The sequence below is a fragment of the Nitrincola tibetensis genome, from assembly GCF_003284585.1.
Classification (GTDB): Bacteria; Pseudomonadota; Gammaproteobacteria; order Pseudomonadales; family Balneatricaceae; genus Nitrincola; species Nitrincola tibetensis.
Genome location: NZ_QKRX01000004.1, coordinates 181,917 through 195,272 on the forward strand (window position 1 = coordinate 181,917; position 13,356 = coordinate 195,272).

8 protein-coding genes are annotated in these 13,356 nt (G+C 45.7%); 2 read left to right on the forward strand and 6 right to left on the reverse strand.

Annotation, left to right across the window (positions count from 1 at the left end):
• Nucleotide 1: 1 nt before the first annotated feature.
• Both DN062_RS07170 and DN062_RS07175 read right to left on the reverse strand, forming a co-directional pair.
• Nucleotides 2-937, reverse strand: coding sequence for an AAA family ATPase (locus DN062_RS07170; protein ID WP_112158652.1), 936 nt, complete (start codon nt 935-937; stop codon nt 2-4).
• A gap of 51 nt (nt 938-988) precedes the next feature.
• On the reverse strand, nt 989-1,981 hold the full coding sequence (locus DN062_RS07175; protein WP_112158653.1) for an NAD(P)/FAD-dependent oxidoreductase: 993 nt from the start codon (nt 1,979-1,981) through the stop codon (nt 989-991).
• A 204-nt stretch (nt 1,982-2,185) separates the two neighbouring features.
• Between DN062_RS07175 and DN062_RS07180 the strand changes: the two genes are divergently transcribed.
• A complete protein-coding gene (locus tag DN062_RS07180; protein ID WP_112158654.1) occupies nt 2,186-2,647 on the forward strand; it encodes an FKBP-type peptidyl-prolyl cis-trans isomerase in 462 nt (153 codons plus the stop codon).
• Nucleotides 2,648-2,902: 255 nt separating this feature from the next.
• Here the strand turns inward: DN062_RS07180 and DN062_RS07190 are convergent, their stop codons facing one another.
• The 3 genes from DN062_RS07190 to hrpA form a co-directional block, all read right to left on the reverse strand.
• The gene (locus DN062_RS07190; protein WP_112158656.1) at nt 2,903-3,859 is read right to left on the reverse strand and encodes a porin; all 957 of its coding nucleotides are present in this window, start codon (nt 3,857-3,859) and stop codon (nt 2,903-2,905) included.
• Between the two features lie 400 nt (nt 3,860-4,259).
• A complete protein-coding gene (locus DN062_RS07195; protein ID WP_112158657.1) occupies nt 4,260-5,201 on the reverse strand; it encodes a porin in 942 nt (313 codons plus the stop codon).
• Nucleotides 5,202-5,446: 245 nt separating this feature from the next.
• A complete protein-coding gene (gene hrpA, locus DN062_RS07200) occupies nt 5,447-9,220 on the reverse strand; it encodes an ATP-dependent RNA helicase HrpA (protein ID WP_112158658.1) in 3,774 nt (1,257 codons plus the stop codon).
• An 89-nt stretch (nt 9,221-9,309) separates the two neighbouring features.
• Between hrpA and speA the strand changes: the two genes are divergently transcribed.
• Nucleotides 9,310-11,214: a biosynthetic arginine decarboxylase gene (gene speA / locus DN062_RS07205; protein ID WP_112158659.1), complete on the forward strand. Its 1,905-nt coding sequence runs from the start codon at nt 9,310-9,312 to the stop codon at nt 11,212-11,214.
• Between the two features lie 63 nt (nt 11,215-11,277).
• On the opposite strand, the gene DN062_RS07210 is transcribed toward speA, so the two are convergent.
• Nucleotides 11,278-13,356 carry a methyl-accepting chemotaxis protein gene (locus DN062_RS07210; protein WP_112158660.1) on the reverse strand — a complete coding sequence of 693 codons (2,079 nt, stop codon included), beginning with the start codon at nt 13,354-13,356 and terminating at the stop codon, nt 11,278-11,280.

Genomic DNA, 13,356 nt, shown 5'->3' on the forward strand with positions numbered 1-13,356 from the left:
TTTATTTGGACGGAAGAACATCGACCTGCCTCAATAGCTGCTCCACCAAAAACTCGGCTGACTGCCCCCCCACGTCATCGGATCGACGAACTCTGTGACCAATCACGGCGGGCAAGACAGCCTGAATATCTTCAGGCACGACATGATGGCGCTTATGCAACCAAGCCCAGCTTTTTGCACATCGGAGCACAGCCAACGCCCCTCGGGGTGATACACCTTGCGAAAAATCATCACTGTCTCTCGTGAACTGCACTAAGCGCTGAAGATAATGAATCAGGTCAGCAGACACATGTATCCCTTGGCTATCAGATCGAGCTTGCAATAACTCCTCAGGTGTTAACACACTACTAATATTCCCTCCTTGACGCTCTCCTCCTCTCATCAACAACTGCCTTTCCGAAGCCGGATCTGGATACCCCAAGGCAATGCGCATCAAAAACCTGTCCAATTGAGATTCAGGTAAGGGGAAGGTTCCAAACTGCGTCAAAGGATTCTGTGTAGCTATAACAAAAAAAGGCTCAGGCAAGGAATGCGTCATACCTTCCAAGGTCACTTGTCCTTCTTCCATCGCCTCTAACAGTGCACTTTGGGTTTTAGGAGTTGTGCGGTTAATTTCATCGGCTAAGAGCAACTGACAAAAAATGGGGCCTGGGTGGAATACGAAACGACCCGTCGAAGACTCAAAAATCGAAATACCGAGCAAATCAGCAGGAAGCATATCGCTCGTGAATTGAACTCGCGTATCCTGCAAACCAAAAACACGTGCCAGAGCATGCGCTAGAGTTGTCTTACCCATCCCAGGCAAATCCTCAATCAGCAAATGACCACCTGCCAGAAGACAAGTCACCGCCAAGCGGATCTGATGCGACTTTCCTAACAACACTTCATCTAAACGCGAAACACAGGTTAACACTTTATCCGTTAGCACCGCTGCCATTCTCTTCTCCTTTAGTTACAGCCTTTTTTGTCACCTTGGGTTTTATAAAGGCTATCGCGAAACGTCATCCATTATTTTTTCTGCTAACGAGGAGCCACTGCGCCAAGCGCCTTCAAGCCCGCCTCTCACCAACCAATCTCCACAGGCACCAATACCCGTTTCTGCATCCCATAAGGAAAGATGCTCATCTTCTACACATGCCTCACTGTATAGCCATCTGTGCACCCGCACAGCGCTAGGCACCAACGACTCACCTAACCATTCTTGAAACCCAGCAAGCAACTCCTTAGACACGGTTTCTGGGGTTAGATTAACATACTCAGAACTCCATGCATCATTTGCCTGTAACACCCATACTTCCCCGTCACGCTCCGGCTTACTGCTGTCACGGATTATTCGTGCAAACATCCCGTGTTGCCCCCCCTCAACAACATCAATCTCAGCCAGTTTTTCCGGGCGCTGATCGAGTGAGACCAACAAAACCCAGCAGGGCTTTTGCATAACCGCTTCAGCTCTCTGACGATAACGCTGAACCGCATCCAGCAAGAGCGCCGCTTGTGGTGCTGGAGTTGCGATCACAACTTTATCAAAATGGCCTAAGGCTACCGAACGCTCATCACGGAGCAAAACACCTTCACGATCCGGCCATGCCACCCCCACTCGAACAGACGAATGAAAGTTAATTTTTTGCAGTAGGTGCCGCGTTATGATGCTAGAGCGCGGTACGGGTACCCAAACCTGACGATCTGCAGACACTTTATTGAAGGAGAAATCACATACTCTAGGCCGCCACAGGCTTAAATGCGGTCCTTGCATCATCAACCAATGACGAAAATCTTGGCTCACAGGTTCAATCCAAGGAGCGCCCAAGTCAACACTCAACTCACCTAACCTTACCGACGATAGCCGCCCACCCGTTCCGCGGCTTTTTTCAAAAACAGTTACATCATACCCGTTATCAATCAACAAGGATGCGCATCTAAGACCCGCTAACCCAGCACCGACAACTGCAACTGCATTTTTTTTATTCAATTGACCATCCATTCTTGATGTCCTCTAACCCCTAAGCCTATAACAACAAAAGCATTTGAGAGGTAAAAAATAACGTAAAAACATACCCATAGTTACGTGATGTATAAAAAAACAGATTAAAAGCTTCCGTTTAGATTATCAACCACTTCAGCGATAAGGTTGCACTAGGATTCAAGGATGGTTAGCATAATACTCCAATTTATTCGGAGAGATCCTATGCAGATAGCAAATAATACCGTTGTATCCATTCACTACACCCTAACCAACACGGATGGTAATGTAATGGATAGCTCAGTGGGACAAGAACCTCTGGCCTATCTGCATGGTGCCAGCAACATTATCCCTGGGCTTGAAAATGCGCTACTGGGAAAATCAGTTGGCGACTCACTTGAAGTGACTGTCGACCCAACCTTAGGCTATGGCGATATTCGGGAAGAGATGATTCAAGATGTTGATCGCAGCAATTTTGCTGGCATCGATGAAATTGAAGTGGGAATGCAATTTATGGCTCAAACTCCTTGGGGTGAACAGCCTGTCACTGTCATTGCAATTGAGGATGACAGTATCACTCTGGATGGCAATCACCCACTAGCTGGGCAAACCCTTATTTTCAATGTCGAAGTCGTCACGGTACGCGAAGCCACCGCTGAAGAATTGGCTGCAGGTAGCGTTCAGTAAGTTTCTTACGCCGATTTTCCCATAGAATTTAAGAGGGCTCTATCAGAAAGCCCTCTTAAATCAAGCAAACCACCCCCACTTCTCACAACCAGCTCCCACATACTGACACCTAAAAGCTTTTCTCTACTCATTTTATCAAAACGTTTCGTACAAACATCGGAACACTTTGCACACAACTTGCCATAAACAAAAAACAATAAATGCAAAAAGGCTCCCAAGGGAGCCTTTTTTGAGATCAACTAATATCAAGCGATATTAGAAGTCTAGACGGTATCCAACGTAGAAACGATCAGTGTTACCACCGCGAACGTTTTTGTTGTTATCTACGTAGCCAGCAGAAACCATACCACGACCTAAACGGTTGTAGACTTCAGCCTGTACGCGAGTACCTTTAGCTTGGTTAGTTTCTTTAACTTGTGAGTAAGCTAAAGTAGCGCCTAAACCGTCAACTTCGTAACGACCAGCAACGCTGTAACCTTTGTCAGTTGTGTTGGTAGTTTTGTCTTTAGCACGCTCGTAAGCTGCAGACAAAGTCAAAGCTTCGATTTTGTAAGTAGCAGCCAATGACCACAGGTTAGAGTCTGCAGCATAGACGTTAGCAGACTTAGCCGCTTTAACAGCACCGTAACCAGCACCAACAGTCAAGCCAGCAGCTGAGTACTGAGCACCCAAGTTGTAACCGTCGATTTCATTGTCTTTCTGAGTACCAGCGTCACCCATGAATACGCCACCAATACCAGCCTGGAAGCCAGACATGTTTGGAGAAACGTAAGCGATGGTGTTAGATTGACGACGGTCAGCACGGCCAGCGCCAGAACCTAAGTAATCAACTGACAGGATGTCACCAGAACCAGATGCGAACAAATCAGTTACGCCACCAGCATAGTTCCAAGTAAAGTGGTCAATACGGCCACCAACTGCAGTACCCCAAGAACCAGTCGCTCCTAAAGAAGCGTAACGGCCACCAGCCAGTGCGCCTGCTTCAGTATCAAGACCTTGTTCCCAATGGAAGATACCTTTGGTGTCTTCTAAACCTAAATCTACAGTTCCGCGGATACCAACGCGAGTAGCGTTGTTTGCGAAAGATGCAGATGCTTTGTCAGCTTTGGTCAAGTTCATACGGAAAGATCCGTACAGAGTAGCATCAGCCATTGCGATAGCAGGAGCAGTCATTGCACCAGCGATAGCCAGAGCGATAATTGACTTTTTCATTCAGTTTTCCCCTTCAACGTTCAACATACTAGTAGTTGTTTGAATTTTTCCTGGAGCACCGTCATTGGTGCAGCCGAGAAAATACTATAAAAACAGATTATTTCAAACCGATGAAGCAAAAAAAATTCAAAATTTTTCATTTATCGGTTTGGCCTCTGTCAGTGTCGATGTAAAAAGCTCAGTACTACTATTTATCAAGCTCTTTATGTTTCAACAAGTTACGTGAACAAGCTGAATCTACACCTCAATTAGTGGTTATTACATCACAGCACCGATAGGCTTGCAAGTTTTGTTGACTAAAAAGAACCATCTCGGAAGCTAAAACAAAAAAGCACCGCAACTAAAGTAGCTGCAGTGCTTTATTCGCTTTCTTACTTGCCCTAGCGCCTAAGCGCTAAGATTAGAAGTTAAGCTGATAGCCAACCAAGAAAGTGTTCTTAGTGCTAGGGTCAGACTTGTAAGCTTTAGCGAAGCCCACAAACTCTGCGTAAACAGCCCCATTCCCCATAGTTTGGGCAGCACCTAAAGTATAAGACTCTTTGCTTTCGTTTGCCTGTTTCTCTTTAGAGCGACCGTACACTCCGTATAAAGCTGTGTTTTCGATGTCGTACTGAGCTGACAGATTCCAAGCTGTGGTTTTTTCATCTGCAGCTTTATCATTTTGGCGCGTATAGTTGGCACGCAAATCCAAGTTTTCAATGCCGTTAAAACCCGCTGCTAAGCCCCACAGATTTTCATTAACAGCATAGGCATTCGCTGCTTTGGTATTTTTCATGTTACCGTAGCCAGCTGCAGCATATAGACCATTTGCGTCATACGCGACACCCAAGTTGTAAGCATCAACCTGACGATCTTTCTGTGGGCCTAGATCACCCGCAAATACCCCACCTGCCATAAACGTCACACCATTCATATCTGGAGAGATGTAGGCAATTGAGTTAGGCGCCAGATCGAAACCATCAACAGATTCAAGCGAGCCTTGATAAGTAATATCCGTGTAATCAGACACCATGGTAATGGTTGCGTGATCAAACTTACCGCCAATGACAGTACCCCAAGAGCCAGTTGCACCTAAGTGAGCTTCACCTGAACCGCTAACCAATGCACCAGCGTTGACGTCCAGATCTTGTTCCCAGTAAAAGATACCTTTTGTATCTTCTAAACCTAGGTCAACTGTTCCCGTAACACCAATGGAACTACCGCCATCAGTCAATTCAGCTGAACGAGTCGCTTCTTTCTTCATTACAGCTTCAAACGTACCAAACAAGGTCGCATCCGCATGTGCGATTACAGGCGCAGCAACAACCGCTGCAACAGCCAAAGACATAATCGATTTTTTCATAGAGTTTCCCTCTTCACTTCAACATTCAACTACTAGTTATGTGTACATCAGGCTGAACTGACCTGTATTAAAGCCATTTTCATCCTCACGAATACTACAACACAAACACACTCAACAAACAATAGAAAACAGTTATAGCCTCCTGCAATTTTATTTTAATTAAAAAACAAAAACAAAATAAAGCACCAAAAATAAGCAAAAATGAATATTTATCTTAAAACAACGCACCAAACAAGTGCGAAGAATTAAATTTCCTCCAATATCTTTTTAAGCTTTTTTTCGGAAACTGTTTGCTTTGTACCTAATTGCTGAGCAAATAGAGACACTCGATACTCCTCAATCAGCCAGCAATATGTCTCCAACCCTGCAGAAACTGTGCCCAAATCGTAATTTTTCTCATACTTTTTCTGCCAGAGTTTCCAGAAGTTTGTTAATTGCTCAGACCATAGATTTTGCTGCCGTAATTCCCTTGTAAACTTCTCAAGCCTTAACTCAATAGCCTTACTGTATCTAGGATAATACTCTAAATAAACTCTAGGAACTTTAGTCAAAAAACATTTATAGAATAAATGACTCAGCTGCTGCTTAATATCATTTAAAACAATAATTGTATCCAGCCCAACCTTTCCATTCAAAACTTTATTGATACGGTGATATGCGGTCATTAAATCATACACTTGCTGACTTAATTCTATTGCACACTGGCTGATATTAGCCTTAACCTTTTGAACACTTTCCAAGAACTCTGTTTGAGTGCGTGGAATAGGGTCAGAACACCCCTCTATGTTCAGCCCTGCTGTCTTCATCACGGCCGATAAGAGAATTTCATCTTCAAGCGTTTTAACGTCCCACATCTTATTGCTTAACAAAACTGATTCGTTAATTTTCAACAGATTTCGCTTTATCGATTTCACATCATCCCGCAGCATCAACACATAAAGCCTAGCCATCCCTCTTACCGTGACCTGCTGTGATTCTGATAAACGACTCAATAACACTAAATCCACATGACTTCCTTGATCCACTAGGGCAGGATACGCATCCACCTTCAAGCCATGTCCTTGGTCAATTAATATTGATTCGGGTAAATCACCAAAACTCCATGAAGTCAGTTCTTTCTTACCCCAAGCTTGCGCAGGACGAGCTTCTTGTAAGGCAGCATCCGCTAAATGACTTAACTGTGAATGCAGTTTTTGCCAGCTCCGCCCGACACCTAATACCTGCGCAGCTTCACCCAAGACACGCAAACGCATCTGATGATGCGCATCTAACTCCACCTCTTTAAACACCTTAGGATCAAGACGAACGCCCGTCATACGAAGCAAACGATGCGCTAACTGCTCGTATAAATTACCAACGCCAAATTCGCAGGCATCGCAGAAGGCCTGAACATAATCAGGAACAGGAACAAAGTTCTTACGCAGCGCTTTAGGCAATCCTTTAAGTAAGGCAGTTACTTTATCCGCCAGCATACCCGGCACCAACCAATCTAAACGCTCTAGTGGTAAGGTTTTAAGCAGCCCCAAGGGAACGTCTAAGGTCACACCGTCATCATCTGAGGATGGATCAAAGTGATATGTCAGCTTCAAAGGCATCGCGTTAACAAATAATTTATCAGGATACTCTGCATGCGTAATATGATCGGCAGAGCGCTGCAATATGTCGTCTTCTGTCATAAAGAGCGCTTTCGGATCAGTCTTTTCAACCTGACGACGCCAATGTTCAAATCCCTTACCACTAACAACGTGATCGCCTTTAAGCCGTGCAAAGCGTGCTTTATAGAATTCTGTTAACCGCTCCTCGTCAACCAACAAATCTCGACGCCGCGACTTAGCTTCGAGTGTTTCGACACTGGCTAATAAGGCACGGTTGTGATGGAAAAATGGGGCTTGTGTCCGATACTCGCCCTCAACCAGTGCCTGGCGAATGAAAATATCATGGCTGACACTGGGATCAATAGAGCCATAATGCACACGCCTCTTTGGAACAATAATCAGTCCATAAAGTGTCACTTGTTCAATTGCAACGACTTGAGCGCGCTTCTGCTCCCAGTGGGGCTCCATCCAAGTGCGCTTCACAAGATGCGATGCAGGCTCCTCGATCCATTCAGGCTCAATTTTTGCAACGTAATGTGCAAAAAGTTTGCTGGTTTCCAGCAATTCGGCACACATAATCCACTTAGGATTCTTTTTGAAAATGCCAGATCCAGGAAAGATATAAAAACGACGATTGCGAGCACCTAGATATTCACCCTTCTCTTGCTTAAAGCCAATATGACTGAGTAGTCCAGTCAACAGCGCTTTATGAATCGATGCATAATCAGCATCATCTTTGTTCTCGACAAAACCTAACTCTTTAGCACTTAAGTGAAGCTGGCGATGCAAGTCTCGCCATTCCCTCATCCGCACCCACGAAATAAAATGCGTTTGGCACCATTTTTTTAATTGCTGACTACTCAACTCAATGCGCTGCAACTCATAGGCTTTCCAAAGATTAAGCAGCGTAATAAAGTCTGAATCGTCATCTAGATAGGCTTGATGCTTTTCATCGGCGGCTTGACGTTTATCATGCGGGCGCTCACGTGGATCTTGTACACTCAGCGCACTGGCAATAACCAAAACCTCCGTAAGAGAACCTAAGCGATTTGCTGCGACCAACATCCGTGCAATTCTTGGATCAACAGGTAAACGCGCTAAATCACGACCTAAAGGTGTTAACTGTCGCTTGGGAGTAACGGCACCTAGCTCTTCTAAAAGCTTAAAGCCATCATTAATAAACCGACTGTCCGGCGGGTCTACAAACGGAAAGCGAGCAATATCGCCCAAGCCTAATTGGAGCATATTGAGAATAACGGCGGCTAAATTCGTGCGCTGTATTTCAGCATCGGTGAACGCAGGGCGTTGTAAAAAATCGTCTTCAGAATAAAGGCGAATACAAGTTCCAGGTGCTACACGCCCACAGCGCCCTGCTCGTTGATTTGCACTTGCCTGAGACACGGCTTCAATGGGCAATCGCTGCACTTTAGAGCGATAACTGTACCGAGATATACGTGCCAAGCCTGGATCAATTACGTAGCGTATGCCTGGAACGGTTAGGGAGGTTTCGGCGACATTAGTCGCCAATACAATTCTACGCCCTGCTTTTCTAACGTCGCCAAATACCCGATTTTGCTCAGCTAAAGACAAACGCGCATAAAGCGGAATAACCTCAGTATCGCGCAACTGTGCCTTACGTAAGGTTTCTGCCGTCTCTCGGATATCGCGCTCGCCTGGTAAAAACACCAGTATATCACCAGGCCCCGCCTCTCTTGCTTGACGATCAATGTGAACAAGCTCATCAACGGCCTGTAGAATGCCTGCCTGCAGGTCTTGCGCTTTATCATCCTCAACCTCTAGCTCATGCAGAGGGCGGTAAAGAAGCGTAACAGGATAGGTGCGACCAGACACTTCAATAATGGGAGCTTTTAAGAAATGATCAGAAAAGCGCTGAAGGTCTATAGTCGCTGACGTGATAATCAGTTTAAGATCAGGCCTTTTGGGCAAAAGTTGCTTAAGATATCCTAGTAAAAAGTCGATGTTTAAGCTGCGCTCGTGCGCTTCATCAATGATAATAACTGAATAGCGGCGCAACAACTTATCACGTTGCGTTTCCGCCAATAAAATACCATCCGTCATAAGCTTAATATGGGACTGCTCTGATACTTGATCATGAAAGCGGACTTGGTAGCCCACTCCCAGCCCCAACTCAGTTTTGAGCTCTTGCGCGATTCTCGCGGCCACCGTCCGAGCCGCTAAACGACGCGGCTGCGTGTGTCCAATCAATCCCTTGTCTGATAGACCCAACTCTAAACAAATCTTTGGCAGCTGCGTGGTTTTACCTGAACCCGTTTCACCTGCAACAATAATGACTTGATGGCGCTGGAGGGCATCCGCAATCTCTTGCCTACGTGCACTGACAGGCAAGTCTGGATAGTCAATGGAGGTATTCCAAGGTTGTCGATGGTTAGCTGTGTTATTCAAGCCGCTCTGCCTTCAAAACATTCAAATAGGGCATTATACGAAATTTATGGCTAGAATGATGATATTGTCGAATTAACTGGAGAATAGACGTGAGTTCTTGGAGCGCAAACGAAAGCCTTAGTCTTTATAACGTCAAACGCTGGGGAGCCGGTTATTTCAGTATTGCAGAAAATGGCGATGTTACCGTTCTAGACCCCTCTACAGGTGCTGAAGTTAGCTTTGCTCATATCCGCGAAATTACACATGAAAAAGGCTTAGAACTGCCCATCTTGATACGTTTTCCACATATTTTGAAAGATCGTGTCGCTCAATTGGTAAGCAGTTTTGCGAGAGCCATTGAGTATGAAGACTACCAGGGTCAATTTACCTGCGTTTACCCCATTAAAGTGAACCAACAACGAGAAGTGGTCGAAGGCATCATTGCCGGGCAACGACAAGCACTAAAGGGCTACACGGGGCTTGAAGCTGGCAGCAAACCTGAATTACTGGCCGTTCTAGCACTTGCTGAACCCGGGTACTCAACAATTGTGTGCAATGGTTATAAAGATGAAGACTATATTCGTCTTGCGTTGATGGGGGAAAAGCTTGGTCATAAAGTCTATATCGTCCTCGAAAAAGCGAGCGAGTTAAACGATGTTCTAACCATCGCTAAAGAGCTGGAAGTTTCGCCTAGAATTGGGGTGCGCGCACGCTTAGCAACCGTCGGAAAAGGTAACTGGCAAGACAGCGGTGGTTTGAAATCGAAATTTGGCTTATCCGCAAGCGAAATTTTAAAAACGATTGATATTCTAAAAGATAACCAGCAAACCCAAGCCTTTCAACTGTTGCATTTTCATTTAGGCAGCCAGATCGCCAATATTCAAGATATCCAAGTCGGTCTAAGAGAAGCCGCTTGCTTCTATGCCCAATTGCGCTTGATGGGGCTTCCGGTTGAAGTGGCTGACGTTGGTGGTGGTCTCGGAATTGATTACGAGGGGACGGCTTCGCGCAGCATTTGCTCTATGAACTACACGCTAGACGAGTATGCCAAGCGCGTAGTTCAGGCCTTTAAAGAAGTCTCTATGGAGCATGGCTTACCACAACCGGATATTTTTAGTGAATCAGGCAGAGCGGTCACTGCTCATCATGCCGTGCTAGTGACAAATGTTATCGGTATCGAATGCCAAGAGGTTAACTCGATTGAGACTCCAAGTGCTGAATGCCACCCTTTACTTACGCGTATCAACCAAAACTATCTCGATGCGATAGATCGTGAGCGAAGTTTAAGTGAGATTTATCATGATCTTATCTCCTACAACCAGGATTTAAACCAAGCCTTTACTCATGGAGATCTTAGTCTTCAAGACCGGGCGAAGGGTGAGCAGATCCTGAAGGCCACAGCCCTGTATCTCATGAAAACACTCAATCCTTCACGTCGTCCTCATCGTGAAATTTTGGATGAGCTCAATGAGCAGATGGCAGATAAGCTCTTCGCCAACTTTTCTCTTTTTCAGTCGCTACCTGATGTATGGGGAATTGGCCAAGTCTTCCCGATTTTACCTCTGAGAGACTTAGACAAAGCGCCCTCTAGACGCGGAGTCATTCGAGATATCACCTGCGATTCTGATGGTCGTATCGACCATTATGTCGATGGAGAAGGGCTGGAAACAACCCTGCCTTATCCGCCAATGGAAGTGGCCAACGCCCTACTCGGCTTTTTCCTCGTCGGTGCCTATCAGGAAATTCTGGGTGACCTTCACAATCTCTTTGGGGATACCGATGCGGCAAACATCATTTTTGATGAAGAAGGGAATGCCCGAGTCAGCGTGAGCCAACGGGGTGACACGCTTGCTAAAGTTCTGCAATACGTAAACTTTGACCCACAACGCCTATTGTCAGCCTTAAGCCAACAAGTCACGCAAGCCCAACTTGGACAAGAAACCAAAACCGAATTTCTACAATGGCTTCAGCGCAGCCTAGAAGATACGACCTATTTGGATCAGCCTAAGATTTAGGCGCTTTCATGTTGTGAGCAGACACGGTTCTAAGATAAGCCGTGTCTGCCGTTAACAACTTAATTAAACTTTAAAACGTTTCAGACGTGCATCAATCTCTGACGCAGATCCTGCCACCTCAGCTCCCAAACTCTGAACCTGAGTTGCGGTATCCGTTAAGTGTGCGGCTGCATCACCAATCTGGGTAATGTTTTTAGTGATTTCTTCATTCACCATGCTCTGCTCTTCTGCGGCCGTTGCCACTTGAGTGGAGTTGTCGGAAATCGCATGGATACGCCCAGCTGCAGCCTCAAGCGCTTGCAAACTGCGCTGACTCTCCTCTACTGTAGTCTGGATTGATCCTAAACATCCTTTCATTTGGTCGACACTTAAGTTGACATCGTGCTTTAAAGATCCAATCAGTGCTTCAATTTCCTCAGTCGCGGTTTGAGTTCTTCCCGCTAGACTTCGTACTTCATCTGCTACAACAGCAAAACCACGTCCCTGCTCACCCGCCCGGGCCGCTTCAATTGCCGCATTCAATGCCAGTAAGTTCGTTTGCTCAGCGATGCCTCGAATCGTCGATACGATGGTTGTGATCTCGTCACTGCGCTTTTCGACTGCCGTTACCGCCCCTGCGGCTTGCTCAATAGAATTGGATACACGCTCAATATCGGCAACGGTTTTGGATAAATTCTCACGAGAATTTTTAACATCCTGGTTGGCAGAGTTTGAGTCCTGAGCTGTCGCTGCTGCCAACTGCGCGACCTGTGTTGCTGTCGCAGCCATTTCATTTGCGGCGGCAGCAACTGAGTCCAACTGACGATTTTGATCACTTGTCGCCTGACGTGTTTCAGTTGCGGTATCGGACAAGGAACCCGCGCTGCCTTTTAGGTCGGCCGAGAGTCGAATCAACTCTTGAATCAATACACGAATTTTGGCCGTAAATTGATTAAAGCCATCAGCCACATTGGCCAGTTCGGCATGAGAGGCCGCTTCCAAACGTCGTGTCAAGTCACCTTCAGCACCCGCTAACTCACGCATACGCAGCCCTAACTCGGTGAGTGGACGTGTAATGCTTTTAACGAAGAACATCACAATAATCAACGTCACCAAAAGCACGATCAGCGCTGTTACCATCAAGTTAACACGCACACTGGCTTCATTGTTTTCGAGTTGATCTCTTAACTGCGACACTTGCTCAAAGGCAACTGTTTCAGGAATATCAACAACAAGAGACCAGTTGGCATTCGCAATTTGAATCTGACTTTTAGTTAAAATACTATTTTGACTCACTCCTCTTCCGTCTAAACGATCTAGCAACTCAGAGTTGACACTGCGTAGGGGTAAGCCTAAGGACTCAGGGAACTGACTTGAAGCGATAATACGCTGGTCATTACTCAATAAAATAACAGATGCCGCTCCCTTATACAGGGATTGTGATAATTTTTGTATCTTCTCTTGAAGCACAGGCAAGTTAATATCCACGCCTGTAACACCCACAGCTTTACCGGATTTTAGAACTGGATAGGTTAAAGACGTCATTAAAATAGAACGACCCGACTCTATTTCATATAGATATGGCTCGGTAATGCACGCACGACCAGTTTCAAGCGGGCATAAATACCATTCGGCAGCACGGTTGCCATACTCATCCAAAGTCGCATCGTATTTGACATCGTAATCGACAGGATAAGATACTAAAGCGCCCTCTTCTCTGACCCAGTATATGTCCAATGTTCCTGTCATGTTTGTAGATGACTGATATTGACTGTCGAAACGATCATAGCCGTTTGGCTCAAACTGAGCATAAGCTGAACTCACTGCTTTGTTTGCTTGTAAAGCAGACTGCACCATTACTGAAGCCTGCTCGCGAGTGAGCTGTGTTTCATCACCTGCGGCAGTATTAAAAACAGACGCTAATACCTCGGGCGTGCTCATTCCTTGATTTAATAACTGAGTGATATCATCCGTCAGTAACTGTGAGGCAAGTCGAACTTCCTCATGAACACTTCGTGTGACTATATCTTCTGTCAAATTTAAGGTTTGTACAGCAGATTGATTGAGCTGATACAGCGCTAGCACAATAACTAAGGCTAGTGATCCCGAGATCAAAAGACCCGCTCCCACTAACAATTTGATCTTTAGGGATAACATTCTCAT

What these genes read in the sequence shown, in the direction of transcription:
- DN062_RS07170 (WP_112158652.1), bottom strand. Translation starts at nt 937, where the DNA reads ATGGCAGCGGTGCTAACGGATAAAGTGTTAACCTGTGTTTCGCGTTTA.
- DN062_RS07180 (WP_112158654.1), top strand. Translation starts at nt 2,186, where the DNA reads ATGCAGATAGCAAATAATACCGTTGTATCCATTCACTACACCCTAACC.
- DN062_RS07195 (WP_112158657.1), bottom strand. Translation starts at nt 5,201, where the DNA reads ATGAAAAAATCGATTATGTCTTTGGCTGTTGCAGCGGTTGTTGCTGCG.
- DN062_RS07175 (WP_112158653.1), bottom strand. Translation starts at nt 1,981, where the DNA reads ATGGATGGTCAATTGAATAAAAAAAATGCAGTTGCAGTTGTCGGTGCT.
- DN062_RS07210 (WP_112158660.1), bottom strand. Translation starts at nt 13,356, where the DNA reads ATGAGAATGTTATCCCTAAAGATCAAATTGTTAGTGGGAGCGGGTCTT.
- DN062_RS07190 (WP_112158656.1), bottom strand. Translation starts at nt 3,859, where the DNA reads ATGAAAAAGTCAATTATCGCTCTGGCTATCGCTGGTGCAATGACTGCT.